The organism is Cryobacterium adonitolivorans, from assembly GCF_004402695.1.
Classification (GTDB): Bacteria; Actinomycetota; Actinomycetes; order Actinomycetales; family Microbacteriaceae; genus Cryobacterium; species Cryobacterium adonitolivorans.
On sequence record NZ_SOFL01000002.1, the window covers coordinates 238,939 to 264,469 of the forward strand.

The 25,531-nt window shown below is 70.0% G+C and carries 24 protein-coding genes and 2 pseudogenes; 17 read left to right on the plus strand and 9 right to left on the minus strand.

Going from position 1 to position 25,531, the window contains the following annotated elements; genetic code table 11:
* Window positions 1-26 precede the first annotated feature (26 nt).
* A complete protein-coding gene (locus E3O42_RS01405) occupies window positions 27-590 on the minus strand; it encodes a hypothetical protein (RefSeq protein ID WP_134452143.1) in 564 nt (187 codons plus the stop codon).
* A 202-nt stretch (window positions 591-792) separates the two neighbouring features.
* On the opposite strand from E3O42_RS01405, the gene E3O42_RS01410 reads away from it, so the two are divergent.
* Window positions 793-3,054 (plus strand): transglycosylase domain-containing protein, encoded by a 2,262-nt coding sequence (locus E3O42_RS01410; protein ID WP_166787860.1) that lies wholly within the window; start codon window positions 793-795, stop codon window positions 3,052-3,054.
* Window positions 3,055-3,061: 7 nt separating this feature from the next.
* Here the strand turns inward: E3O42_RS01410 and E3O42_RS01415 are convergent, their stop codons facing one another.
* Both E3O42_RS01415 and E3O42_RS01420 read right to left on the minus strand, forming a co-directional pair.
* Window positions 3,062-6,577, minus strand: coding sequence for a DNA polymerase III subunit alpha (locus E3O42_RS01415; RefSeq protein WP_134452145.1), 3,516 nt, complete (start codon window positions 6,575-6,577; stop codon window positions 3,062-3,064).
* Between the two features lie 7 nt (window positions 6,578-6,584).
* On the minus strand, window positions 6,585-6,857 hold the full coding sequence (locus E3O42_RS01420) for a hypothetical protein (protein WP_134452146.1): 273 nt from the start codon (window positions 6,855-6,857) through the stop codon (window positions 6,585-6,587).
* 182 nt (window positions 6,858-7,039) lie between these two features.
* On the opposite strand from E3O42_RS01420, the pseudogene E3O42_RS18805 reads away from it, so the two are divergent.
* The 4 genes and pseudogenes from E3O42_RS18805 to E3O42_RS01440 all read left to right on the plus strand — a co-directional run.
* A pseudogene (locus E3O42_RS18805) lies at window positions 7,040-7,210 on the plus strand (glutamate decarboxylase); the annotation flags it as partial.
* Window positions 7,211-7,523: 313 nt separating this feature from the next.
* Window positions 7,524-8,066 (plus strand): annotated as a pseudogene (locus E3O42_RS01430) (SDR family NAD(P)-dependent oxidoreductase); the annotation flags it as partial.
* 242 nt (window positions 8,067-8,308) lie between these two features.
* On the plus strand, window positions 8,309-10,474 hold the full coding sequence (locus tag E3O42_RS01435; protein ID WP_134452148.1) for a glycosyltransferase: 2,166 nt from the start codon (window positions 8,309-8,311) through the stop codon (window positions 10,472-10,474).
* A complete protein-coding gene (locus tag E3O42_RS01440) occupies window positions 10,471-11,799 on the plus strand; it encodes a nucleotide disphospho-sugar-binding domain-containing protein (protein WP_134452149.1) in 1,329 nt (442 codons plus the stop codon). Before E3O42_RS01435 ends, E3O42_RS01440 begins: the two co-directional genes overlap by 4 nt.
* A 27-nt stretch (window positions 11,800-11,826) precedes the next feature.
* On the opposite strand, the gene E3O42_RS01445 is transcribed toward E3O42_RS01440, so the two are convergent.
* Both E3O42_RS01445 and clpS read right to left on the minus strand, forming a co-directional pair.
* The gene (locus tag E3O42_RS01445; RefSeq protein WP_241984556.1) at window positions 11,827-12,369 is read right to left on the minus strand and encodes a DUF2017 domain-containing protein; all 543 of its coding nucleotides are present in this window, start codon (window positions 12,367-12,369) and stop codon (window positions 11,827-11,829) included.
* Window positions 12,369-12,653, minus strand: coding sequence for an ATP-dependent Clp protease adapter ClpS (gene clpS / locus E3O42_RS01450; protein WP_241984548.1), 285 nt, complete (start codon window positions 12,651-12,653; stop codon window positions 12,369-12,371). Before clpS ends, E3O42_RS01445 begins: the two co-directional genes overlap by 1 nt.
* 105 nt (window positions 12,654-12,758) lie before the next feature.
* Here clpS and E3O42_RS01455 point away from each other — a divergent pair, with 105 nt between their 5' ends.
* The 3 genes from E3O42_RS01455 (at window position 12,759) to E3O42_RS01460 (ending at window position 14,855) form a co-directional block, all read left to right on the plus strand.
* Window positions 12,759-13,598 carry an HNH endonuclease family protein gene (locus tag E3O42_RS01455; protein ID WP_134452151.1) on the plus strand — a complete coding sequence of 280 codons (840 nt, stop codon included), beginning with the start codon at window positions 12,759-12,761 and terminating at the stop codon, window positions 13,596-13,598.
* Between the two features lie 24 nt (window positions 13,599-13,622).
* Entirely contained in the window at window positions 13,623-13,748 is a 126-nt protein-coding gene (locus E3O42_RS18695; RefSeq protein ID WP_255454898.1) for a hypothetical protein, read from the plus strand.
* Window positions 13,749-13,814: 66 nt separating this feature from the next.
* On the plus strand, window positions 13,815-14,855 hold the full coding sequence (locus E3O42_RS01460; protein WP_134452152.1) for a S66 family peptidase: 1,041 nt from the start codon (window positions 13,815-13,817) through the stop codon (window positions 14,853-14,855).
* A 166-nt stretch (window positions 14,856-15,021) separates the two neighbouring features.
* On the opposite strand, the gene E3O42_RS01465 is transcribed toward E3O42_RS01460, so the two are convergent.
* Window positions 15,022-15,732 (minus strand): YoaK family protein, encoded by a 711-nt coding sequence (locus tag E3O42_RS01465; protein WP_338144910.1) that lies wholly within the window; start codon window positions 15,730-15,732, stop codon window positions 15,022-15,024.
* A gap of 146 nt (window positions 15,733-15,878) precedes the next feature.
* Here E3O42_RS01465 and E3O42_RS01470 point away from each other — a divergent pair, with 146 nt between their 5' ends.
* From E3O42_RS01470 to E3O42_RS01490, 5 genes are all read left to right on the plus strand, one after another.
* A complete protein-coding gene (locus E3O42_RS01470; RefSeq protein ID WP_241984549.1) occupies window positions 15,879-16,976 on the plus strand; it encodes an acetamidase/formamidase family protein in 1,098 nt (365 codons plus the stop codon).
* Window positions 16,969-18,561 (plus strand): AtzH-like domain-containing protein, encoded by a 1,593-nt coding sequence (locus E3O42_RS01475; RefSeq protein ID WP_134452153.1) that lies wholly within the window; start codon window positions 16,969-16,971, stop codon window positions 18,559-18,561. Before E3O42_RS01470 ends, E3O42_RS01475 begins: the two co-directional genes overlap by 8 nt.
* A 129-nt stretch (window positions 18,562-18,690) precedes the next feature.
* Window positions 18,691-19,881 (plus strand): pyridoxal-phosphate-dependent aminotransferase family protein, encoded by a 1,191-nt coding sequence (locus E3O42_RS01480; RefSeq protein WP_134452154.1) that lies wholly within the window; start codon window positions 18,691-18,693, stop codon window positions 19,879-19,881.
* Window positions 19,878-21,182, plus strand: coding sequence for an allantoate amidohydrolase (locus E3O42_RS01485; protein ID WP_134452155.1), 1,305 nt, complete (start codon window positions 19,878-19,880; stop codon window positions 21,180-21,182). Before E3O42_RS01480 ends, E3O42_RS01485 begins: the two co-directional genes overlap by 4 nt.
* On the plus strand, window positions 21,179-22,024 hold the full coding sequence (locus tag E3O42_RS01490; RefSeq protein ID WP_134452156.1) for a MurR/RpiR family transcriptional regulator: 846 nt from the start codon (window positions 21,179-21,181) through the stop codon (window positions 22,022-22,024). The genes E3O42_RS01485 and E3O42_RS01490 overlap by 4 nt, the downstream gene beginning before the upstream one ends.
* A 28-nt stretch (window positions 22,025-22,052) precedes the next feature.
* Here E3O42_RS01490 and E3O42_RS01495 read toward each other — a convergent pair whose 3' ends face one another.
* Complete coding sequence (locus E3O42_RS01495; RefSeq protein ID WP_134452157.1) at window positions 22,053-22,667, minus strand: nucleotidyltransferase family protein; 615 nt, start codon at window positions 22,665-22,667, stop codon at window positions 22,053-22,055.
* 54 nt (window positions 22,668-22,721) lie between these two features.
* On the opposite strand from E3O42_RS01495, the gene uraD reads away from it, so the two are divergent.
* Complete coding sequence (gene uraD / locus E3O42_RS01500) at window positions 22,722-23,273, plus strand: 2-oxo-4-hydroxy-4-carboxy-5-ureidoimidazoline decarboxylase (protein WP_134452158.1); 552 nt, start codon at window positions 22,722-22,724, stop codon at window positions 23,271-23,273.
* Complete coding sequence (uraH, locus tag E3O42_RS01505) at window positions 23,270-23,614, plus strand: hydroxyisourate hydrolase (protein ID WP_134452159.1); 345 nt, start codon at window positions 23,270-23,272, stop codon at window positions 23,612-23,614. Before uraD ends, uraH begins: the two co-directional genes overlap by 4 nt.
* Window positions 23,615-23,645: 31 nt before the next feature.
* On the opposite strand, the gene E3O42_RS01510 is transcribed toward uraH, so the two are convergent.
* Complete coding sequence (locus E3O42_RS01510; RefSeq protein ID WP_134452160.1) at window positions 23,646-24,179, minus strand: hypothetical protein; 534 nt, start codon at window positions 24,177-24,179, stop codon at window positions 23,646-23,648.
* A gap of 144 nt (window positions 24,180-24,323) precedes the next feature.
* On the opposite strand from E3O42_RS01510, the gene E3O42_RS01515 reads away from it, so the two are divergent.
* Together E3O42_RS01515 and E3O42_RS01520 are read left to right on the plus strand one after the other, a co-directional pair.
* Window positions 24,324-24,542, plus strand: a complete 219-nt coding sequence (locus E3O42_RS01515; RefSeq protein ID WP_134452161.1) for a helix-turn-helix domain-containing protein — start codon at window positions 24,324-24,326, stop codon at window positions 24,540-24,542.
* Window positions 24,543-24,587: 45 nt separating this feature from the next.
* Window positions 24,588-25,100 carry a Clp protease N-terminal domain-containing protein gene (locus tag E3O42_RS01520; RefSeq protein ID WP_134452162.1) on the plus strand — a complete coding sequence of 171 codons (513 nt, stop codon included), beginning with the start codon at window positions 24,588-24,590 and terminating at the stop codon, window positions 25,098-25,100.
* Window positions 25,101-25,169: 69 nt separating this feature from the next.
* Here E3O42_RS01520 and E3O42_RS01525 read toward each other — a convergent pair.
* The coding region (locus E3O42_RS01525) for an HNH endonuclease signature motif containing protein (protein WP_134452163.1) at window positions 25,170-25,531 on the minus strand (362 nt) is incomplete at its 5' end.

The window sequence follows — 25,531 nt, forward strand, 5'->3', positions numbered from 1 at the left end:
TTCTCTCCTGGTCTGGAGTCTGGAGCTTAGTACTCGGTCGCGCCTTCGGTGTCTTCGCCCCAGCTCACGATTCGCGGCGGCAGCGGGTACTCGTGGGTGCCGCTGGTGGCCAGCACCTCCACGCTCACGACGCGGGGTGCCGTTGTGCCGGCCCGGCTCACGAACCAGCCGCCGACGAGCACCACATCGCTCACCGTCGACGCGACGCCCACCCCGGTGACGGTGAACGGCCCGTAGGCCGGGTCGACGAAGAGCACCGAGATGAGGTCGCCATGCGCCACGGTGGGTGCATCGGCAGCCCGCGTGACGCCCGGCGCCTCGTCTTCCGCGCCACCGGCACTCGGCTCGAGAGTGCGCAGTGCCTGCAGTGATTTGTGCGGCTTGAGGTTCTGCTCGATGGAGCGGCCGCCGACGGTGAGCGTCTTGACGGACGCGGAAATGAAAGCGGTGCCGTCGATCGTGAAGGCGCCGTAGCGCTTGGTCAGGAACATCGCGGAGACACCGGTTCCGGATTCCAGGGCGTTGAGGGCATCCGTGAGTACCTTGACGTTGCGCCTGCTGGGCACATTGGGCATTGCCGGTCCGGCCATCTTTCCTCCTGAGAACGTGACACGCAACTCTAACGCTGCAGGAACCCGCGCCGACCGCGCGTGCGAGGCACGCCCCTGTTCGAGGGGTTCGGCAAGCCCCTAGCGAAGCGGAAGTTCGGGGCGTTGACTGCAGCACACTGGCGCGATTCGGCGTGCCGGTGCGTGGAGGGGCGGACGTCGGAACCATGGTGAGCAACGAATGGTGAGCAACGGCACTAACGGTATAAATGGAACGGGGGTCACACCGCTGCGGTCTTTCGGCGGTGTCGTCGGCGGCCTGATCGGCCTGGTCGCGACGAGCGCCATAGCCGGGCTGCTCGTCACCGCGAGCCTGACACCTGTCGTGGCACTCACCGGCGTGGCGACGACCAGCACGATCAACGTCTTCGAGACCCTGCCGGACTACCTGGAGATCGAGCCCCTCGCCCAACGCAGCAACATCTACGCCAGCCGCTCGGATGGGTCGCCGGTGCTGCTCGCGACCCTGTACGACCAAAACCGGGTCGAGGTCGGCTGGGACGATATCGGCCAGAACGTGAAGGACGCAGCAATTGCCGGGGAAGACCCGCGCTTCTATGAGCACGGCGGCGTCGACCTGCAGGGAACCGTGCGCGGCGCGTTGACGACAGCGTTCAAGGGAAGCGTGCAGGGCGGCTCGTCGATCACGCAGCAGTACGTCAAGAACGTGCTCGTGCAAAAGTGCGAGATGCTGCCCACCGAGGAGGAGATCTCGGATTGCTACGCCGCGGCCACGGTGACGACGGCGTCCCGCAAGCTCAAGGAAATGCGCATGGCGATAGGCGTGGAGAAGAAATACGCGAAGAACGACATCCTGCGCCAATACCTCAACATCGCCGGCTTCGGCGGCCGCGTGTACGGGATCGAGGCCGCCGCCGCGTACTACTACGGGACCACGGCGGCCGGCCTCACGGTGGCGCAGGCGGCCAGCCTCGTGGCCATCGTGAACAACCCGGGCAAGTTCAGGCTCGACAGGCCGGCGAGCGAGGCCAATGGAGCGGCCAACGGCTACCAGGACAACCGGGAGCGCCGCGACTACATCCTCGGCGAGATGCTCAGATACGGCAAGATCACCCAGGCCGAGTTCGATGAGGCCATCGCGGCTCCCGTCGAGCCGACCATCAATGAGCCCAGCACCGGATGCCAGACCGCTGGGTCGAACGCGTACTTCTGCGACTACGTGATCCACATGCTGGCCAGCGACCCGGTCTTCGGCGCCGACGAGGAGACCCGGATCAAGCACATCCGTCGGGGCGGGCTCAGTGTGTACACCACCCTCGACCTCGACCTGCAGGACGCCGCGGTCAGGACGCTGAACGAGAACGTCCCGAAGTCCCTCGCCGGCTGGGACGTTGGCGCAGTCATCTCCAGCGTCGAGGTCGGCAGCGGCCGGGTCCTCGCCATGGCGCAGAACAAGGACTACAGCCAGGACCCGGAGGTGCAGGCCGCGGGGAACAACTGGAGCAGCGTGAATTACAACACCGACTTCGCCACCGGTGGGTCCCGCGGTTTCCAGCCCGGCTCCACCTATAAGGTCTTCACTCTCGCTGAATGGCTGAGCACCGGCCATTCGGTGGACGAGCGCGTCGACTCCGCGCCCAGATCCGCGTGGGGGACCTTCAACGACAGCTGCCTCGGACCACAGAATTACGATTCGGAGGGCTGGAGTCCCAAGAATGACGCCAACGAATCCGGTGGCAATTACAGCGCGCTGGAATCCACCATCGGCTCGATCAACACGGGCTTCATCGGCATGGCCAAGCGGCTGGACCTCTGCGGCATCCGAAAGATGGCCGAGGCCTTCGGGATGCACCGCGCCGACGGCGAGCCGCTGAGCCAGAGCGCGTCGGCCGTGATCGGCACGAACGAGGTCGCCCCGTTGAGCATGGCCGTCGCCTTCGCCGGCATCGCCAACAACGGTGTCACCTGCAGCCCGATCGTGATCGACCGGATGATCGGCGCCGACGGTACCGAGGTGCCGATTCCCACCTCGCGGTGCGCCCAGTCCGTCAGCCCGGATGTCGACCACCAGATGGTGGCGGCTCTCAGCCAGGTGATGACACGGGGCACCGCCGTGCAGTCGAACATCAGCACGGAGCCGCGGGTGCCGATGTTCGGCAAGACGGGAACCACCGACGGCGCCAAGGACACCTGGATGAGCGGGGCGAGCAGCAAGGTCGCGACCGTCGTCGGTGTCGTCACCGTCACCGGGAACGCCAATCAGCGCGCACGCAACTTCGAGAGCGGGCCCGCCGCCACGGCGCGGCACCGGATGTGGCCCGACGTGATGTCGGTGGCGAACGCGAAGTACGGTGGCGATCCGTTCCCCGGGGTGTCGGTCATTCCTCCGCCGGAGGAGGAGTCAAGCGATGACGGCGACGAGGACTTCGACGATGACACCGACCAGGACCCACAGGACCAGGACGATTCCGACGAGAACGACTAGGCTCGCTCTAGGCGCTTTGTGTGGACCACAGGTCGAATTCGGTCGTGCCGGACCCGGCCGCCCGCCGCAGCGGCCGGGCTGCCGCGGCTGCCGCGGCTGCCGTGTTAACGCCCGCCGCACCGTCTGCTCTGGCCGCCTTGGCCTGTGCCCTGGCCCGGTCCCGTGCCACCGTGACCAGGTCCCACATCCCCTCACCCGTCACTGAGACCCCGCGGGCGCCCGAGCGCCTGGTGCGGCCACGCACCAGCATGAGCTCGGTCTGGAAGACGCCGCCGCCGATGCGCTCCTGGGCGTCGTGGAAGAACACCACGTTGGCCACCGGCCCGGTGCCGTCGTCGAGGCTGACGAACACCACTCGGCGCCCGTCGCGCATCGGCGGAGTGTTCGTGGCCCGGCGCACGCCGGCCAGGAGCACGTCGGTGCCGCCGGGCAGGGTGGCCAGCTGCGATGCCGGGGTGACGCCGAGCTCGGCGAACAGCGGGTAGTACTTGCGCATCCGGTGGCCGGAAACGGCCAGCCCGGTGTCGAGCAGTTCAAGGTCGGACTGGGTGCGACCGCGTAGCTGCAGCGAGGTGACGGCGTCGAAACGCGGACCTTCGTAGTCGAGCACCGGCAGCGGAACTTCGAAGGCCAGCTGGTCGTCGGCGATGGTGATGGCCGTGCCCCGCAGCGACTGGATGTGGGCGAGCAGCTCGTGCCGTCGGGTGCGGTCGTGATCGATGAAACTGTCCAGCGCACCGACCCGGGCGAGGGCCTCGAAGGTGCGGCGGCGCGGGTGTACCCGGTCCCGAAAGTCCTGCAGCGAGGTGAACGGCTGGTGCCGCACGATGCGGGCACGTTCGGCGTCGCTCGAGCCCGAGAGCTCTGGCAGCGGCATTCGGATGCCCTGACCGTCGCCGACGGACTCGACCCTGTAGTCGAGGGCGCTGCGCTGCACGTCGAGGCCGAGCACCGGCACGCCGAGCACCCGCGCCTCGGCCACGAGGAGGTCTTTGGGCCACATGCCCGGATCGTGGGTGAGTAGGCCGGCCAGGAACGCCGCCGGGTGGTGGGTCTTCAGCCAGGCGGACTGGTAGGTGGGCAGGGCGAACGCCGCCCCGTGCGCCTTGGCGAAGCCGAAGCTGCCGAATCCGGCCAGCACGGTCCAGACCCTGCCTATCGTGCCGGCATCGAACCCGCGGCCGAGGGCGTGCTCGCGCACGTACGCCTCGATGACGCTCAGCTGCTCCGGCCGGCCCAGGTGCCGGCGCAGCACGTCGGCGTGGCCGAGCCCGCAGCCGGTGAGCTCGTCGAAGAGGCGCATCACCTGTTCGTGGAAGATGACGACGCCGTTGGTCTCGCGCAGGATCGGCTCGAAGCGCGGATGGATGTAATCGGGCGCGACCTCGCCGTGCCCTGCCTCGAGGTAGCGCAGTGGCATGTTGTTCTGCATCGGCCCGGGGCGGAACAGCGAGATCTCCACGGTGAGGTCGTTGAACACCTCCGGCTGCAGCTTGCCCACCAGTTCCATCTGGCCGGGGGATTCGATCTGGAAGATGCCCAGGGTGCGAGTGGAGCGGATGAGTTCGAAGGTGGCCTGGTCGTCCAGCGGCACCCGGTCCAGGTCGATGTGCTCGCCGGTGAGCCGGTGGTGTTCCTCCACGGCGTGGGCCATGGCCGACTGCATGCGCACGCCGAGGATGTCGAGCTTGATCAGGCCCATCGGGTCCATGTCGTGCTTGTCGAACTGCGACATCGGCAGGCCCATCCCGGAGGCCTGCACCGGGGTGCGATCCAGCAGCGAGGCGTCGGAGAGGATGACACCGCAGGGATGCACCGAGATATGCCGGGGCAGCCTGTCGAGCCTGGCGGTGAGGTCCACCAGCAGGTCGAGCTGCGCCGACTCGCGCACCTCGGTGGCCAGCTCCTCCAGCTCCGGCTTCTCGGCCAGGGCCGCACGGAAGTCACGCGCATTGAACCGCCACATCTGCTTCGCGATCGCGGCGACCTGGGTGTCCGGCATGCCCAGCGCCAGTCCCGCGTCGCGCACGGCGCCGCGACCCCGGTAGGCGTTGGTCATCGACATCAGCGAGACCCTGCTGGCGCCGAAGGTCTCGAAGACCTTGCGGTAGATGTCGTGCCGCCTGGCCGATTCCACATCGAGGTCGATGTCGGGCAGCGTCTGCCGTTCGGGCGAGAGGAAGCGCTCCCAGAGCAGGCCGTTTCCGATGGGTTCCACCGACGAGGTGTGCAGGGCGTAGTTGAGCACCGAACCGACGCCGGAGCCGCGGGCCTGGATGCGGATGCCCATGCCGCGCACGATGTCGGCGACCGCGGCCACCGTGAGGAAGTAGCCGGCGAATCCGAGCGATTCAACCGTGGCCATCTCATGGGCGAGCCTGTCGTGCGCCGCCGTGAGCCCGTGGCGCCCGGCGTCGGCGTAGCGTTCGTCGATGCCGTGGCGGGCGCGGGCCCACAGCTCGGCGAGCGGGTCGCGGGTGACGCCGATCACGCTCGCTTCCGGCATCCGCGGCCGGCCGAGCCCGATGTCGCCGATGGGGTCCAGCGCACAGCGATCCGCGAGGTCGTGGGTGTCGCGCAGCAGCCGGGCCAGCGCACCATCGCTGTGTTGACCGGCGTCGACCACCATGCGGGCCACCTGCCGCATGGCGGCGGCCGGCTTCAACCAGGCCTGGCCGTTCACCTGCAGGGGACCGGCCTCGGTCTGGGAGTGCTGCGGCCCGGCGCCCTGCGGTCCGGCGAGCTGCGGTCCGGCGAGCTGCGCGAGTGGCGTGAGGTTCCTGGCCGCGTCGGCGAGGTCGGCGGTCACCGCCTCATCGGCGGTGCCGTAGCGCACGGCGTTGCTGAGCACGGCGGGCAGCCGGGCATACTCGGCGAGGGCGAGCATCCGCGTGGCCGGTGCGACGCTGCCCGGCATGCCCGGTTCGGTGAGATGGCAGACGACCTCGAGCGCGAGCGAGTGCGGCGGCATGATCCGTTGCCACTCGACAAGGTTCGCCCTGGCCCGCGGGTTGTCCCGGCGCTCGACGGCGTGACCGACATCGGAGGCCGGGCCGAGCAGCACCGTCAACGAGTCCAATCCGGCCAGCTGGGCGAGACGACGGCGCGGGATGCTCGGCGGGTGGCCGGGCAGGCGCGCCGTGGTTTCGTGAGCGCTGGAGACGGCCCGGCAGAGAGCGGCGTAGCCGCGGCCGCCGCTGCTCTGACCAGCATTGCGCTGACCAGCATTGCCCTGGCCAGTATTGCCCTGACCAGCACTGCCGCCGTGCGCCAGCACCACCACCCGGCCGAGCGGGGCGAGGGTGTCGTCGTCGTGCACCTCGAGGTCGGCGCCGAGCCCCGGGCTGATACCGGCGGCCACGCAGGCGCGCACGTGCTTGACGGCCCCGTACAGGCCGTCCCGGTCGGTGACGGCCAGGAAGGTCGCCCCGTCGGCGGCCGCCTGCTCGGCGAGCGCCTCCGGCAGGGTCACGCCATAGTGCGTCGAGTAGGCGCTGGCGACGTGCAGGTGCGGAAAGCTCATCGCGGCGTCACCCCCAGTCGAGCGCGAGCACCCAGGTGCCGTCGGCGTCGTGGCGCAGGTCGTAGCGGTGCTGGTCCTCGCCGCCCCTGGCGGCATCTACCCGCCACAGTTCGGTGTCGATGCGGGTGGGAGTGCCGTTGTTCTCCCACCACCGGGTGCGGGTGAAGACGGCCTGGGGCTGTCCGATGACAACATGTTCGAATCGGTCCCAGACGAAGGCCCGGGGGTCCCCGTCGGCGGAGAGCTCAACCTGCACCGTGGTATCGATAATCTGGGGCATGGGGTCACCTTCCGCGGATCACTTCGAACAAATGTTCGACCTTCGGAGTGTACGTCACTCCTCCGACAGACGCCAGCGGAGCAGGTCACGCCGAGCCAACCGTTGGCGCAGGGGTAGCCCGCACGGCGGTGCGGGGGTGTTCCACGTCGACGAATCGAGAATTCCTGCACGTCAATCCACTCTTCGCCCGACCCAGTGAGGAGTACTTCCTCTTCCTGCGGCTCGGTTTCGAGGGCTACCGGATCGTGCAACAGGCGTCACAGGACGTCGCCATGTACCTGTCCAAGGGCATCGCTGAGTACGGCGCCTTCACCCTGATGAGTGACGGATCCGACATCCCGGTGTTCGCCTGGGCTGCTGAGGTGCGCACTGGATCGCCGCTGACGTCGCGCACCGAATTCGGACACTGATCGTTGTGTCCGGTTTGAAGGAGGGGTATTTGTCCCAATTCCGAGCCGGCCGAGCGTAGCATTTGCGTGGGGCGTATTTGATACCGGCGCTCCCGTAAGAAGGTACTCATGACACTCAAGGTTGAGTCTCACGACGTGAGATCCCAGACTGGTGAGGCTCAGTCCGCGGAGGTTGTGAAGGCCGAGAACCCGGTCGCGCTGGTGACCGGAGCCGGCTCGGCGATGGGGCGGGCGGTCATCACCTACCTTCTCGCAGGTCGTCGACTCCTTCGGCAGGCTCGACGCCGCCGTGCTACTGGCGGAAATCGGCGGGTCTCCCGCCCTGCACGGGCCGGGAACCGTGGCCGAAGGTGAGCACCTCCTCGCCCGCAACCTCAACAGCGTTGCCCTGGGCATCCAGGCTGCAGTAGAGGGTCTGTCCATCGACGGACACCGGAGCATCGTGGCGACGTCGTCCGTTGCCGGTCTGCTCGCCGATCCCGGTAACTGGGCCTATCACGCGTCGAAGATCGCCATGATCGACCTCGTGCGCTCCTCCGCACTGACCTACGCGGCCAGGGGCATCCGGGTGAACACCGTGGCCTCCGGCCTGCTCCGGACGGACGATCCGGATGAAAGCCCGGCCAACCAGACCTTCGGACGGGACTTCTCCCGTCGGATCCCGCTCTTCAGGCTGGCCCAGCCGTCGGAGATCGCGTCCGTGATAGCGTTCCTGATCTCCCCGGCAGCGTCGTATGTGACGGGCGCCAGGCTCGCCGTGGACGGCGGGTTGACGGCATCCGCCGGGCTTGTATTCTGATCGCGAGCGCATCCTGACCAACCTGCGAATGCCCTGACCAAATACCCTCGTCTCGTGGACTGGATGATCCACATGGCAGAATGACGCTCCGGGGCAACTCCTTTCGGGATCAGCTCCGAACTACCAGCGGGTCACTGCGAGACGACAGCGTTGCCAGCGACGTCGGATTGGGTGTCTCACAACTGACGCGGAGCCCGCTCCGCCCGACGACAGGCGGACGCATCCGCCGCGAGGGAGACACCGTGGGGACTCAGACGACTCTGGACGAGATGCGCCAGGCCGACAGCATCCTGGCCGGCATCCGCTGCGCGGACGACCTGACCATCGCGGCCAGCCGGGACGGCGGCAACCGTGCCGTTCGCCTGCTCGCCCAGGCCGCGCTCGACCCGACCGACCAGCTGACCGCCATTGCTGCCGTGCACTCGCTCGCCCAGGTGTTCGACGAATCCGCCGACGACGTCCTGGTGTCGCTGCTCGAGCACGACTCGGCCTTCCTTCGCGAGCACGCCGCCTGGGCGTTCGGTGCCAGGCTCCCGCGGTTCGACGCCATCGCCGGCCTGCTGCGCATGGTCGTCGCCGGGGGCTTCTCTGGCATGATCGCCCAGCGCACCCTCGAGCAGTGGGCGGCATCCGCCCCCGAGCACCTGGCGCTGGCCACCGAAGGCGCCATGCTCGGCGTCGCCGACCCGCCCGCCCGCGCCCGCCTGGTCGAAACCCTCGGCCTGATCTCCGGACGGATCCCGGACCGGATGCTGCGACGCATCGCCGGGGATGCCGGCGAAGGCCTCGACTCTCGGGCGGCGGCCGTGGCGGCCCTGGGGGACCGGCCGGCCACCGAGGCCGCCATCAGCCTGGTGACGGCCCTCGCCCGTGGCGATGACGACCTGGCCGATGTGGCCAGGCTCGCCCTGCTCGACCTGACGGTGCCCGCCTACCCGCGTGCGCCGTGGAGCCGGGGCCAGACCGTGGCCCAGCTGTTCCTGCACGCCGACATCGACCGCGAGCTCAGCCAAGTGGGTTCCGGGGACAACGGCGGCATCGCCACCCTGCTGGTTCGGCTGGGCGACGCCCTGGTGGCCGGTGACGACGGCTCAGTGGATGCTCTCGCGCCGACTGTCGACAGGGTGCTCACCCTGTCGCGCGGCGGACCCGCCGCCGCCCTGGCCTGCCTGCCGGAAGTCAGCTCCACCCTCTCCGGACACGCCTTCGCGACGGTCCCGTTCCTGGGCGCCCCGATCTCCTCCGCCGAGTCCTGGCCTCGGCGGGTGGCCGTGCAGCGCGGCATCCGCCGGATTCTGCGTGCAGCAGGCACCGTCGACGTCGTGCACCTGCGGATGGCCGATGTCGGTACTCTCGCGGCATCGTCTGTGGCCCGTGAGCTCGAGATCCCCATCGTCTTCACCGTCGCTCCCGACCCGCACAGCGTCATCAATGCCATGGACGCCTCCGGCGCCCTCACCCGGGCCAACTTCGGCGCCGTCGACGAGGTCGAGCACTTCTGGTTCCGGGCGCGGCTCGTCCAGCGGATCGCGGCCGATGCCGCGCACACCGTGCTCTTTCCCCGCCCCGAGCTGGAGCGGGACATGCGCGACCTCGTGGGTATCGACATCACCGCGCACCCCGAGCGCCACTCGGTCGTGGCGGAGGGCATCGACCTGACCGTGATCGAACGTTCCGTCGAGGCCGCGCTGCAGGCCGACTCCGCCGACTTCACCGACCTCGACGCCCTGCTCGAGACCCTGCCGGCGTCCCGGCGCCACCTGCCTCTCGCGGTGACGGTGGGCCGGCTGCACAGGGTGAAAGGCATGGCAACGCTCGTGCACGCCTGGGCCGACGACGCCGCCCTGCGGGAGCGCTGCAACCTGCTGATCATCGGGGGAGACCTGATCACCCCGTCGGTCGATGAACGCGGCCAGATCGACCTGATCGGCACGGCGGTTCCGCTGGACTCCGCCGCCGAACACGGCCTGCTGCTGGCCGGACACCGCGCCAACGACGCTGTCGCCCGTTGGCTGGCCGCCGCCCGGCACGGCCGGCCGGGTCTGGCCGCCCCGCGCGGCGTGTACGTCTGCGCGAGCATGAAGGAAGAATTCGGCATCGCCCTGCTCGAGGCCATGGCGACCGGGCTCACGGTGGTGGCCCCCGACGCCGGCGGACCGGCGACCTACGTCGAGGACGGCACTACCGGGTTCCTGGTGAATACAGCGGATGGCCGCAGCCTCGGCGGCGGCATCGGGGCGGCTCTTGACCTGGCCTCCAGCCCGTTCGGCGACGAGTTCGCCCAACGCGCCGCCGACATGGTCACCTCCACCTTTGCCATCCAGGCCATGGCGGACACCCTCGCCGGCGTCTACAGCTCCGTCGCCGAGGCCCAGGAAGCACTCAACTGGGCGTTGAGCGCCTCATGACCCTCCTGATCATCAGCCCGGACTACGCCTCCCACCTGTACCCGCTCGCGACCCTCGGCACCGCCTGGCAGACCGCCGGCGAGCGGGTCGTCGTGGCCAGCGGACCGGCCACGGCCGGCATAGTCGCCGATTTCGGCTTCGAACGGGTGAACCTGCAGCTCGGCCGTGGGTCCAACCCCGGCACCATCCGCGCCGAAGACCAGCCCGCCGGGGAAGACGACGCCCTGCGCGGCTTCTTCGACGCCACCAGGGTCGGTCTCGTCGAAACACTGAGGTTCCAGGCCGAGGCGCGCAGCACCGACCTGCTCTGGAACCCCGTGGTGGTGGCCCGCGAGGTGCAGCGCATCGTCGCCGAGATCCAGCCGGACCAGGTGATCGTCGACCACCTCGCCTTCAGCGCCCGCCTGGCACTGATCAGCGCCGGGGTTAGGCACGCCGACGTGGTGCTCGGACATCCGTCCGCCCTGCCCGTCGGCGACGAGGTCTACGGCTACCCAGGCGCCTGGCCCGCCGCGTTCACGCCCGACCCTCTCGAGCTGGTGCAGCTGCGTGTGCTTTGCGAGCGGGTGCGGGACGACTTCACACTGCAGTGGAACGATGCCCTGCTGCAGTTGGACCCGAATGCGCCGCCCAGCGGTGACGCGTTCACCGAGACCGGGGATGTGCTGCTGCTCAACTACCCGGCCGAGTTGCACCCGGCGGCGCGCACGGCGCTGCTGCCCGAGCACGCCTTCCTCGGCTCGGCGGTGCGCAGCGAGGCCGACGACCCAGCGGTGACCCGCTGGCTGGCCGACGCCGATGACCGTCCCATCGTCTACGTGAGTTTCGGCAGCTTCCTGTCGGTGCGCGGCGATGTGCTCGCCCGGGTGGCCGAGGCCCTGCGCGGCCTCGACGTGAGGGTGGCGATCGCCGTCGGGTCCACCGACCCGGCCGAGCTCGGGCCTGTCCCTGCGCCCTGGCTGGTGCGGTCGTTCCTGCCCCAGGTGACGGTGCTCGGCCACGCGGCACTGGCCGTCACCCACGGCGGCAACAACTCGGTCACCGAGGCCATGACGGCCGGGGTGCCGCTGCTGGTGCTGCCGTTTTCGACGGACCAGTTCGCCGGTGCCGCAGCACTCGACGAGGCCGACTTCGGGATCTCCCTCGACCCCAATACCGCGGGTGCGGATGCGCTGCGGCAGGCCGCCGTGGCGCTGCTCGGGTTGAGCGGCGAGCCGCGGCAGCGGCTGCGGGCGCTGAGCGCATCGCTCGCCAACGGCGCTGGGCCGCAGCGGGCCTACGCGGTCTTGCAGGAGGAGTCGAGCGACGCCCGACCGGCGGCCTGACCTACGGTTCTGCCCTGCTCCGCTGGGCTACATGTCGATCGCGTAGACGAGCGACTCCTGCACCATGCCCAGCCAGTTGTAGATGTCATTCACCACGTGTGACTGCTCGTCGTCCAGCTGCGGCATGCCGTGCGGGTCGATCTGCAGGCGGTCCGCCAGCACAAGGCGGAGGTCCGTGAGGGTGCGGAGCCACGACTGCACCTGCTGCTCGGTGAGCACGATCGGCACCGGCAGCGGGTCGTGCGCCGGAGCGGCCCCGGGGTAGTCCGCCGTGGCATCCGCCCCTTCGTCGTCGCCGAGCGCGGAGAGCACCGTGGTGGCGTTGGCGAGCTTGCCCTCAAGCAGTCCGTCGGCCGTGAAACGGCGGAACTCGTCCGCGGCCTGCGGGTCGTTGGGATAGGCGTCGGGCAGCAGCCGCCGGATCACGGGTTGGGCGAGCATGGCCGCGTCGTCGGCGTCGACGGAGCCGAGCATCTGCAGCAGCTGGGACGTGACGTTGCGCAGCAGGTCGACCTCGATGGGTTCGAACATCGCCGAGACCGTGCCGGAGTCTTCGCGACGGAATTCCATCACGCTTCGGACCTGTCCAGGGTGGCCCAGAGCCCGTAGCCATGCATCGCCTCGACGTGTCGTTCCATCGACTCACGGTCGCCCGTGGCCACGATCGCGCGACCGTTATTGTGCACCTGCAGCATGAGACGCTCGGCCTCGGCCGCCGTCACCCCGAAATAGCTGCGGAACACGTAGGAGACATAGGACATCAGATTCACCGGGTCATCCCACACCACGGTCACCCAGGGGCGGTCGAGGGAGATCGCCTCTCGGACGCGGGTGGATTTCTCGATCTGGGGCACCGGTTAAGCCTCACACGCCCGCGCCGATCCTGCCACCACCGGGCGCCGGGCCGGCGCATGGCAGGATGGGGAGTTCGTGAGACACCAGCACTGTGAGAGACCAGCATGAGCCGCCGCCAGCCCTATCCCTACCGCTCCTCCGGCCGAAAGGGTCCCCGCTCATTGCTCGTGCTGGTGCTCGCCGTCGCCATCGTGTGGGGCATCGGATACTTCTCCACCTCCCAGAGCGACGCGCCGCCGGCCGCCCAGACCCCCGCCTCGCCGACCGCCGTCCCGGCCGCTCCCGTTCCGGTCCCGGCGTCCGGGCTCACCAGCGCCGAGGCACTCGCGCTGGTCGGTGCGCTTCCCGACGCCGTGTACGCCGACAACGGGAGCTACGCCGGTAATCGCGAGGAGCTGTTCGGGGACGCCTGGGCCTTCGATTTCGACCAGAACGGCTGCGACACCCGCAACGACATCCTCACCCGCGACCTCACCGGCACCGACATCGATGCGGCGACCTGTCGGGTCTACACGGGCATCCTCGCCGACCCGTACACGGGCGAGATCATCGATTTTGTGCGCGGCGAGGATACCTCGGCCGACGTGCAGATCGACCACCTGCTGCCGCTGAAGGCCGTGTACGCCACCGGGGGAGAGGCCTGGCCGGCCGAGAAGCGTGAGGCCCTGGCCAACGACCCGGTCAACCTGTTGGCGGTGAAGGGCACGGAGAACTCGTCCAAGTCCGATTCCCTGCCCAGCGAATGGCTACCCGGTTTCTACCCCGACGTCTCCGACCGGCACGACCTGGGCCAGCGGGTGGTCTGGGACGACCTGCCGGAGGACACCAGCCTGCAGTGCTGGTACGTCGACAAGCTGGTGCCGGTCTTCATGGCCTACGACCTCGGGCTCACCCCGGAGGACCGCGCGGCGATGACGGCCGTGCTCACCACCTGCGACGCCTGACGCGCCCTCAGCAGCCGTCCTCTGGTGCCACGCCCGGGGCTCACCGCCGCCGTCATGGTGCTCGGCGGTCAGCGCAGCCGGCCGGGGCGCGGAAACCTGCTGAGCATGTCGGTCATGACGGCGGCCATGGCCGTGATGCCCGTCAGCTGACCGCTGGCCTCGCGGCAGGGTCGGGTGGCCTGCCGGCCCGCATCCGCGACTCGTTAGAGTGGCCGGATGACCAACGTGCGATACCCGCGGGCGCTGGCCGCCCATGATCTGATCACGGTGCCGGCGCCGTCGATGGGCGTGCCGGCGGACCTGCACGCGAGACTCGACCGGGCGGTGAACGACCTCGAAGAGCGCGGCTTCACGGTGGATGTCGGGCAGTACGCCCGGCGGGGCGGCCTCGTTCCGGCTCCGGCCGCCGAGCGCCGCGTTGAACTGCTGGCCGCGTTCGTCGGGCCGGCCCGCGCGGTACTGCCGCCGTGGGGCGGCGAACTGGCGATCGAGCTGCTTGAACAGCTGGACTGGTCGGCCATGGCCGCAGACCCCAAATGGTTCGTCGGCTGGTCGGACATCTCCACGCTACTGATGCCCCTCACCATCGTCACGGGGGTCGCCACCCTGCACGGGGCGAACCTGATGGACGAACAGTGGGAACTGCCCACGGAATTCCGACGCTGGAGCGAGGTAGCCGCGCTGTCTGAGGGGGAGTCCTTCGCGCAGTTCGCCGCGCCGCGGCGTCGATCGCGTCCCTGGGGTGCCTGGGCGGATGAGCCGCTGAACCGTGACGCCGCGTACGAGACCACGACGGGATGGCGAGCCCTGGGGAGCGACGCGGGGAGCGAGACGACCGTGAGTATGCGGGGGCGCCTGATCGGCGGATGCTTGGAGACGGTGTCGCTGCTCGCCGGATCGCGCTTCGGCGACGTGCCGGGGTTCGCCCGGCGGCATGCCCCCGAGGGCGTCATCGTCTACCTCGAGGTTGCCGAAGCCGACGCATCCACGGCGCTGCGGCTGCTCTGGTCGTTGCGCCTGGCGGGCTGGTTCAGCCACGCCACAGGCATCCTCATCGGTCGCACGGAAGCTCCCGACGTGGACGGGCTCAGCCAACTCGAGGCTGTCGAGAGCGCCCTGGGTGGTCTGGGCATCCCGGTCATCGTCGACTTCGACCTCGGCCACCAGCCGCCGCAGATGCCGTTGGTGAACGGGGCGCTGGCCGAGGTCGAGCTGACTGACGGGCGCGGCCGGATCACCCAGTACTTCGTGCCGTGAGGCGCTGGCGCGTCAGCCGCCCAGAATGCCCTGGAACAGCAGGTGATCCTGCCAGGCGCCGTTGATCTTCAGACGCTTCGGCGCGACGCCGATCTAGCAGAAGTTACGCAACCTGCCGGGCTGGAAGGACGGGGTACGGGCGGGGGCTTGGGGACGGGCCGCAGGCTTAGACCTGGGGGGCGTGGTGCGGGCGGCCCGCGGCGTGGCCGATGGCGGTCACGGTGAGGGTGATGATGGCGGTGAGGGCAATGCCCCAGCCGATGTGCACCATGAGCAGCAAAGCACCGACGCCGGCTCCGGCCAGGATCAGCACGATCGCGGCCAGCCGGCGGAACCAGGGCTGGTTCTTGCCGCCGCCGAAGCGGGAATCGGCGGCGAAACCGGTGATGGTGGAGGTGACGACGACGGTCGTGACGTCCTTCACCGCGATGTGCCGGGCCACCGCGGCCTGCAGGCCCATCACAGCGGCCAGGAGCCCGGTGACCATCAGGTCGAACGGCGCCGGGGGAGTACCGCCCACCGCGAACAGGACGATCGCCAGTGCGGCCATGACCACGCCGACGGTGCCGAACAGCATCGTCGACTCGGTGGTCCAGCCCGACTTCACCCGGCGCAGCACCCGGCCGCCGATCGCGGCGCCCACCATGAAGGTGAACAGGGCGATGAGCGGGCCCACCACGGGCAGGTCGTCGGCGCCGGCGATGGCCATGCCCAGGATGACGACGTTGCCGGTCATGTTGCCGGTGAACACCTTGTCGAGGCCGAGGTAGCCCACCGCATCCGCCACGCCCGTGGAAAAGGTGAGGGCCAGCATCAGGCCCAGGTGCAGGTTGTCTGGCTGGCTGCGCAGGCGGAGGATGACGGGGGTGGAGGGCACGGGTGTCCTATCGGCTTGGGAATTGTCACGGTAGTGGCTGGTCGTCCCTGGCGCAAAACTGGCGCTACTCTCGACCAACGGGGATGTGGCGGCCGCCCGGCCGGCGCGGAGCCGGCTCCCGACCCACGATCCGAAAAGGCGCATCCATGCCATTCGACGTCATGCCATTCGACATCCTGCAGCCGGGCACCGGGCCCATCCGCGCCGCGCAGTACCTGCCCGCCACCCCGGGCACCGTGCTCTGGGGGCGGCTGCCCTGCGCCACGGATGCGCCGGCGCTCGTGATCGACGCCGGTACCGAGGTCACCATCGACACGATCAGCCACGAGGGCGTGCTCGAGGACCAGGGCCGCGACCCGGTGGCCTTCTTCGCCGGCCACGGTGTCGACCGTGCCGCGGTGCTCGACGACGCGGTGCTGCTGGCCGCCTCGAACACGTCCCGCGACCCCCTCGTGGACGGCCCGCACCTGGTCACCGGCCCGATCCACGTGCGCGGCGCGAAGCCGGGCGACCTGCTCAAGATGACCGTGCTCGAGGCCACCCCGCGGGTGCCGTACGGCGTGATCTCCAACCGGCACGGCCGCGGCGCCCTGCCCGGTGAGTACCCGCTCGGCGAGGGCAATGTGAGCGTCTTCGCCGCGCTGGAGGACACCGAGACCGGCCAGGTCGGCACCCTGCCGCTCGTGCCGGGCGGGGCTCGAAGGGTGCACTTTCCGCTCCGGCCGTTCCTGGGCATCATGGGCGTCGCCGTTGCCGGCGAGAGGCGCCCGCACTCGGTACCGCCCGGCGCGCACGGCGGCAACATCGACATCAACCTGCTCACCGCGGGCTCGGCGCTCTACCTACCGGTGCAGGTGGACGGCGCCCTGGCCTACGTGGGCGACCCGCATTTCGCCCAGGGCGACGGCGAGGTGGCGCTCACGGCGATGGAGGCGTCGCTGCGGGTGACCATCCGCTTCGACGTTGTGACCCAGGCGGACTCGGTCGCGGCCTTCGGCGAGCTGGCCGGACCTCTCGCCGAGACGGCCGAGTTCCTGGTGCCGACCGGAATGGACGCCGATCTCGACGAGGCCGTGCGCAAATGCGTGCGCGCCGCCATCGACCTGCTCGGGGCGCGCTTCGGCATGGACCGCACCCTCGCCTATGCGTACCTGAGTGCCGCGACCGACTTCAACATCTCGCAGGTGGTCGACCTCGTCTGCGGCGTGCACGCCCGCATCAGGGTGGCTGATTTCGATGTCTGAGCCGCTGCTTGTTCCGACCCCCTCGACGGTCACGGGCGAGCTGCCCGACGGGCTGCTCACCGCCTTCGCCGGCTACGAGGACGCGCTCGCCCGCAACGACCTCGCCGCTCTCGACGCCTGGTTCGCGCCCGGTGAGAACACCCTGCGGGGCGACGCCACCGGGCTGCTGGTGGGCCACGACGCGATCAGCGGCTTCCGCGGCGCCCGTGTCGGCACCGTGGCTCGGGGCATCCGGGCGCTGCACGTGCGCGTTCTCGACCCGCGGCACGCCGTGATCATGTCGGTGAATACCCCGGATGCCGGCGGCGCCGGGCTGGTGACCCAGCTCTGGTCGCGCAGCGACGACGGCGCCTGGCAGGTGGAAGTGGCCCAGGTGGCCGCGCCACCGGCCGCGATCAATGCCACCGTGTGGCGCCTGGTGGGCACCCCGCTGGTGGCCGCATCCGACGACGCAGGATCGGGTGCGCTGTCCGGCGAGACCATCGCCGTGAAGGACCTTTTCGACATCTCCGGCTTCACCGTGGGCGCCGGAAACCCGGCCTACCTGCGCGAAGCCGTGCCCGCCACCGAGACCGCCCCGGCGGTCGCGGCGCTGCTGGGCGCCGGCGCGAGCGTGCGCGGCATCGCCCAGACCGACGAGTTCGCGTACAGCATCGCCGGAGACAACGAGCACTACGGCACCCCGCCCAACGTTCGGGTGCCCGGCGCCCTGCCCGGCGGCTCGTCGAGCGGACCGGCCGCGGCGGTGGCGCTGGGCCAGGCCAGCGTCGGCCTGGCCACCGACACGGCCGGGTCGATCCGGGTGCCCGCCTCGTACCAGGGGCTCTGGGGGCTGCGCAGCACCCACGGCGCCGTCGACCGTACGGGCCTGCTGCCCCTGGCGCCCTCGTTCGACACCGTCGGCTGGCTCACCCGTGGGCCGGGTGTGCTGCGGGCCGCGGCTGCGGCATCCCTCGACCCCGCTTCCCAACTACCCGCTTCCCAGCCGAACACCCCGGCCCGCTTCGCCGTGTCGAGGGCGCTGGTCTTCGCCGCGGACGACGACGTGCAGGACGTCTTCGTGACCGGAGTCGACAGGCTCACCCGGGCCGGGCTGCTGCCCGCCCCCGACCTCGTCGATGTGGGCGACCTCGCCGAGGTGCTGCGCATCTTCCGCACGCTGCAGTCCCTCGAGGCCTGGCGCGCCAACGGGGACTGGGTCACCGCCCACCCCGGCGCCCTCGGCATCGCCGTCGCGAGCCGGTTCGAGGCCGCCGCCCGCATCAACCCGGCCGACGAGGCCGAGGCGCGCACCGCCCTGGCCGACGCCCGGGCGCGGTTGGACGCTGTGTTGGACGGACGCATCCTGCTGTTGCCCTCGGCCTCCTCGACCGCCCCGTCGCGTCGCGCCAACCCGGCCGCGATCGACAGGGCCCGCACCAATACCCTCACCCTGACCTGCCTGGCCGGAATCGGGGGCTATCCCGCGCTCTCCGTGCCGCTGTTCGAGGCGCAGGGAGCGCCCGTCGGGCTCTGCCTGGTAGGCCCGCGTCACACCGACCTCGCCCTTGTCGACATCGGGGCGGAGCTTGCCGCCGGAAATTAGAGTGGCCGCCCGAAACACGACTGAAACACCTGTTGCGTAAACTGAGCATCTGAAACAGATGGTTCAGAATTGCCGAAGGGTGAAACACTCATTTCCAGTCTGCCGATCAATCCGCCGTCCCGTCTGCTGATGGGCCCGGGCCCGGTGAATGCCGACCCGCGGGTGCTGCGCGCCATGTCCGCTCAGCTCGTCGGCCAGTACGACCCGTCCATGACGGAGTACATGAACGAGACCATGGAGCTCTACCGCGGCGTCTTCAAGACCGCGAACGAGCAGACCCTGCTCATCGACGGCACCTCCCGCGCCGGCATCGAAGCGGCGCTGGTCTCGCTGATCAGCCCCGGTGACCGGGTGTTGGTGCCGATCTTCGGCCGGTTCGGCCACCTGCTGCGCGAGATCGCCGAGCGCGCCGGCGCCGAGGTGCATGTGCGGGAGATCGAGTGGGGCACCGTGTTCACTCCAGCCCAGATCGAGCAGGCCATCCGCGAGACCAAGCCGGCGCTGCTGGCGATCGTGCACGGCGACACCTCCACCACCGTTGCCCAGCCGCTCGACGAGCTCGGCGACATCTGCGCCAGGCACGGCGTGCTGTTCTACACCGACGTGACCGCCTCGCTGGCCGGCAACGTCTTCGAGGCGGATGCCTGGGGCCTGGACGCCGTGACCGCCGGCCTGCAGAAGTGCCTGGGTGGCCCTTCCGGCTCTGCGCCGGCCACCTTCTCGCCGCGTGCTGTCGAGGTGATCAACGCCCGCAAGAGCATCGAAGCGGGCATCCGCGAGGCCGGCGACGCCGTGAGCGCCCACCCGATCCGCTCCAACTATTTCGACCTGTCGATGATCTTCGACTACTGGGGTCCGAAGCGCCTGAACCACCACACCGAGGCCACCACGATGCTCTACGGCGCCCGCGAATGCGCCCGGCTGCTCGTGGCCGAGGGTGTGGACTCGGCAGTGGAACGGCACCGGCTGCACGGCGCCGCGATGCTCGCCGGCGTGCAGGGCCTGGGGCTGGCCGTTTTCGGCGATCTGGAGCACCGGATGAACAACGTCGTGGCCGTGCGCATCCCCGACGGCGTCAGCGGCGACGCCGTGCGCGGAGAGCTGCTGAACGACTTCGGCATCGAGATCGGCACCTCGTTCGGCCCGCTGCGCGGCTTGGTCTGGCGCATCGGCACCATGGGCTACAACGCCCGCAAAGACACCGTGCTCACCACCCTCGCCGCACTCGAACAGGTGCTGCGCCGCTCCGGCGCGAGCGTGACCGGCGGTGGCGGCGTCGGCGCCGCCTATGAGGTCTACCAGGATGCGGCGGGCTCATGACGACGCCGGCTGACAGCACCAACCGACACGACGGCGCAGCCACCGGCGCCGCCGTCGTGCTTGAACGCTGCGACGAGCTCGCCACCCATTCCAGCCTGCCCGACGGCCTGATCGAGCGGGTCTACCTCTCGCCAGAGCACACGGCGGTGAACGCCCTCGCCGCCGGCTGGATGCGGCACGCCGGGATGGACACCTGGCAGGACGCCGCGGGCAACCAGTGCGGCCGCCTTGAGGGGGCCACCTCCGGCCTGCCCGCGCTGCTGCTGGGCTCGCACCTGGACACCGTGCCATCGGCCGGCCGGTACGACGGGATCCTCGGGGTACTCACCGCCATCGCCGTGGTCGAGCGCATCGCCGCCAGCGGCCGCAGCCTGCCGTTCGCCCTGGAGGTCGTGGCCTTCGGCGACGAGGAGGGCACCCGGTTCGGCACCGCGCTGCTGGGCAGCCGCGCGCTGGCCGGCACCTGGCTGGACGCCTGGTGGGAGCTGACCGACGAGGCGGGCAGCACCCTGCACGACGCGTTTGTGGCCTTCGGCCTCGACCCGGCGGCCATCACCTCAGCCGCCCGCACCTCCAACGACTTCGTCGGCTACCTCGAGACCCACATCGAGCAGGGTCCGGTGCTCGAGGACAACGGCCTGCCTCTCGGCATCGTCTCGTCGATCGCCGGGGCGCGGCGCTTCCAGATCACCATCACCGGCAAGGCCGGTCACTCCGGCACCCCGTGGACCCACCGTCGCGACGCCCTCGCCGGGGCCAGCGAGGCCATCGTGGCCATCGAGCGGCTCGCCCGCGACGCCGATCTGATCGCCACCGTCGGGCACCTCGAGGTGTTCCCCGACGCCGTGAACGTGATCGCCGGCCGGGCCGAGTTCAGCCTCGACCTTCGCGGCCGGTTCGATGCGGACCGCGACACGGCCTGGCAACGGATCGAGACCCTGCTCGAGGAGATCTGCGCCACGCGCGCCCTGCACGTCGCGGTGCACCAGACGCATTCGGCGCCCGCGGCGCACTGCAGCGATCGGTTGCGCGGCGTGATCGCCGCCGGCATCCGCGCCACCGACGGCCCCGACAACTGGCCGGAACCGCTGGAACTGCTCTCGATGGCCGGACACGACGCGATGGCCGTGGCGCATCTCACCGAGATCGGCATGCTCTTCGTGCGCTGCGCCGGGGGAGTGAGCCACCACCCCGACGAGTCGGTCACCGAGGCCGACGTCGCACGGGCGCTGGACGCCTTCGAGGCCGCCGTGCTCGCCCTGGCCGCCGAACACCCAGCCGTGCCGCAGGACCCGGCATGACCCTGAACATCGGGCAGCGCATCGACGGCCGGTACGGCGAGCTCTCCCCGCAGGAGCAGCGCGCCGCCGACTTCATCCTCGACCACATGAGCGACCTCGCCGTCTACAACGCGTCGGAGCTGGCCCGGCTCAGCGGCGTTTCCAAGGCCACGGTGTCCAGGCTGTTCCGCCGGCTCGGCTTCCAGGACTCGGCCGAGGTGCGCGAGCACGCCAGGGCCCTCCGCAGCCTGGGCGCACCGCTCGGCGGCCCCGGCGCATCCGCCGGCACGCCCTCGCGGCTGGCCGCGCACGCGGAGACCGAACAGGACAACCTGCGCCGGCTGCTGGTCACCCTCGAGGACGGTCGGCTGGATGCCGCGGCCCGGCTGGTGTGCTCGGCCCAGAACGTCGTGATCGTGGGGCTGCGCAACAGCTACCCGCTGGCGCTGCACCTGCGTCAGCAGCTGGTGCAGGCACGCGACCAGGTGCGCCTGGCGCCGCTGCCCGGCCAGTCCCTCGGCGAAGAACTGGCCGGCCTCGGTCCGCGTGATGCAGTGGTGTTGATGGGCTTCCGCCGGCGGGTCTCCGGCTTCGGGGACATCGTCGCGGCCATCCGGCGCCGTGAGGTGCCGTTGGTGCTCATCGCCGATTCCTCGGCTCGCAAGTACTCCGACCAAGCCACCCACTGGCTCGAATGCCCGGTGGACTCGGTCTCGGCGTTCGACAGCTACGCCACGGCCATGAGCCTGGTGAACCTGCTCGCCACCGGGGCGATGGGGGCGCGGGTGCGGGAGAGCCGCACCCGGATCGCGGCCATCACCAGTGTCTATGAGGACCTCGAAGAACTCGAAGCACCCTGGTGAGCACGATCGGTTCCGTACTCGGCGTGGACTATTCCAGGGGCGGCAGGTCGACGTCCAGGCCCGTGCCCAGATCGTCGCAGGCGACCGCGGTCGCGTCTCGCGCCACCAGGTACGCTCGCGCACCAGTGTCGCCGGTCAGGCTCGCCCGCAGCGGCGCCCAGTGCTCGCGGCCGATGACCACCGGATGCCCGGGCCGGCCGCCGAAGTGCGCCTGCCGAAGGGTGTGCGGGGTCACCGCGTCGACCAGCCGCCGCACGGTGGCGGCATCGAGGTCGGGCACATCCACCGGAACCAGGGCCACGGCGGTGACGGTGTCGTCCTCGGTCTGCTGCAGCCTCGCGAGGCCGGCGTCGAGGGACGCCGACAGGCCCTCCGCCCAGTTCTCGGCGTGCACCACCCACAGCCGGTCCGGCCTCCGGAACCGGCCGGCGGCCGCGCGCAGCAGGCTCTCGGCCGGGGCCCCGCCGGCACCGAGCACCACCAGCACGGGATCGCAACCGCCGGCCTCCAGGGCCAGGGCGGCATGCACCAGCCAGGGCTCGCCTGATGCGTCGACGACCAGCGCCTTCGGCAGTCCATACCGGCTGCCCGCGCCGGCGGCAAGGACCAGGCCGGCCACCCGGGGAGCGTCTCTGGAGTGCATGCCTGTCATCGTACGGGCAGCGACCCCAGCTGCTACGTCTATCCGGAGGACCCCATGACCACCATTCCCGTCGGCGACGATCTGCGCACCGCGCTCCTGGCCTGCCTGGCGGTTCCGCGCTGGGCCGACGAGGTGACCGGCCAGGCGCCGTTCGCCTCGGCCGCCGCCCTCATCGACGCTGCCCGAGCGGCCGCCACGCCGCTGCCCCGGAGCGAGATCGACCAGGCGATGGCGGAGCATCCGCGCATCGGCGAGAAACCTCGCGGCACTTCGCAGGCCGCGGGGTTCTCCCGGGCGGAACAGGCCTCGGAGGACGCCGACGACGCCGACCTCGCGGCGGCCATCGCCGACGGCAACCGGGTCTACGAGGAGCGCTTCGACAGGGTGTTCCTCATCCGTGCCGCTGGCCGCAGCCGTCGGGAGATTCTCGCCGAGCTGGAGCGCCGGCTCACCCTCGACGACGCCACCGAGGCCGCCATCGTCGGCTCAGAGCTGCGCGACATCGCCCTGCTCCGGTTAGGGGTTCTCGCCCTGCGGTGGCAGGATGACTCGGTGCAGGAAACCGAAGCCACCGACTCAGCAGCCCCGCGGGATGCCCGGCGATGAGCGCGCGCAGCCACATCACCACCCACGTGCTCGACGCAGTGACCGGCAGCCCCGCGGCATCCGTGGGCGTGGTCCTCGAACAACACGTTCAGGGCGGTTGGCGCGAACTCGCCACGGCGCAGACGGATGTCGACGGCCGGGTCGCCGACCTCGGCCCCGAGGCCGTGTCCGCGGGCCGTTACCGCATCACCTTCGAGACCGGCAGCTACTTCTCGGCTCGCGGCCAGACGACCTTCTACCCCTACGTCACCATCATTTTCGACGTGGACGACGAGTCGGTGCACTATCACGTGCCCCTGCTGCTCAGCCCGTTCGCGTACTCCACGTACAGGGGCAGCTGACTCGCCGGCGTGACCTGCTCCGCACGCGACCTCAACCTGCGTGAGGCAGAGCCGCAACGCCGGCCCGACTTCGGGATTCGATCTTCTTCACCAGGACCGCGGCGGGCAGCAGGGCCAGACCGAGCGGCAGGATGATCATTCGCAGCGGAATGACGACCAGGTTCAGCGCATCGAGTGCGAGGCTGGTGCGCCCCGCGGCGTTCAGGTCGGTCAGCCAATCCTGCAGATACGCGGACACGACAAGACCCAGCACGGTGAGGGTCAGACCGGTCCAGAACAGCCAGGCGGCGGAGATGGTCCGCGGCCTTTCCGGAGCCGAGTCGGATTCCGTCCCTCGCTCCAGGGCGCGCGCGACGAAAGACGCGGCAACGATCATGCTGCCGAGCGGAACCAGAACCGTCGGTACGAATACGTAGAGCGGGTACCACCAGCTCTCGAGGAGATTAGCCGGGCCCAGGCCCGCCACTCGCCACACGACGTCCCAGGCTAGTTGGCACAGCACGCTGAAGGCGATGGTGCCGACCCCGATCCACAGCAGAGCGCGGGCAGAGAGATTCGCGGGCATGGGGTCCAATCTGTCAGTGCAACAGCAGGTCAGCGGCAGTATTACTGGTGACGCTGCCCAACCTAGCGGTGTCCAACGCGCCCGGCGCAGCATTTCTCATCAACTTTGGTTGACCGTGCGTGGAATATCAACTAAAGTTGACGCATGTTCGAGACCATCGGAATCCCCACCCCGGACCACCCGGACGAGGCCTTCGCGGCCGTCGTCGCCCTGCGTCGTTTGTCGGCGCAGTTGGAGCGATCCGCGGTGGACCACGCCATCGAGCAGGGCTGGACCTGGAACCAGATCGGTCAGGCGCTCGGCATGACCGCCCAGGCGGCGCACAAGCGGCTCTCGCCGCAGCGTCGTGCACCTCTGGTCTAGTACGGCAACGACCACGCGCACCACCGACAACGAAGGACTTCTGACATGGGAATTCGACAGGCGATCGCAGACATCCGGATCATGAATGCGTTGTTCACCACGGCGGAACAGGAGGCCGCGGCGCTGGGTGACGAGATGCCGGGGGCCGAGCACCTGCTGTTGGCCGTGCTGGCGTTGCCCGATGACTCGGCACGACGCGCGTTCGCCACCTTCGATGTGACAGCGGCGGATGTGCGGACCGCCATCACGCAGACGCACACGCTGGCCCTCAGATCGGTGGGAATCGACGCCGCGGAGGCAGGACCGACAGAACCCTCGCCCCCGCGTGCCGGCCCGTACCGGAGCGCCGGCAGTCTGCAGGAGGTCTTCCAGCGCGCCGTTGCCCTGTCGAAGGAGGGCGCAGGCCGAGGCCACACCCTCAGCTCGGCCCACGTTGTATGGGCGGCCGCCGAGGTCGAGCACGGCACGGTGAGTCGCGTCCTGCGCCAGCTGGGGGTCGACGCACGTGACCTGCAGAAGGCCGCCCGGGAGGCCATCGGTGCGAACGAAACGAGCTAAGCCAGCCAGGAGCCGGTGCCGTCCGGTCGACGCGACGCGCGGTGCTGCGGGCCCGGTGGACTGCGTCCGTCAGAAGGGAGGAGGGTCTTCGGGTAGGTCGCTCGTCCGAGGTCCAGCTTGTGGTGTGGCTGGTAGTGGGGCGGGGTCAGGCGTCGGGGTCAGTGTGGGTGGTGGTCCGAGGGTGGTTTCGGGGTAGGTGCGGTGGGTTTGGCCGGCCGGTGACGTCCAGGCGAGCACCCCGCCCGGCTCCTGCACCACGTCCCAGAGTGTTTGGTGTTTGAGGCGGTGGTGGGAGGCGCAGAGGTGGGCCAGGTTGTCGTAGTCGGTGGGTCCGCCGTGCTCCCATGCGGTGGTGTGGTCGATGTCGCTGCGGGACGCCGGGCGGGCGCAGCCGGGGAAGCGGCAGGTGGCGTCCCGCAACCGCAACCAGC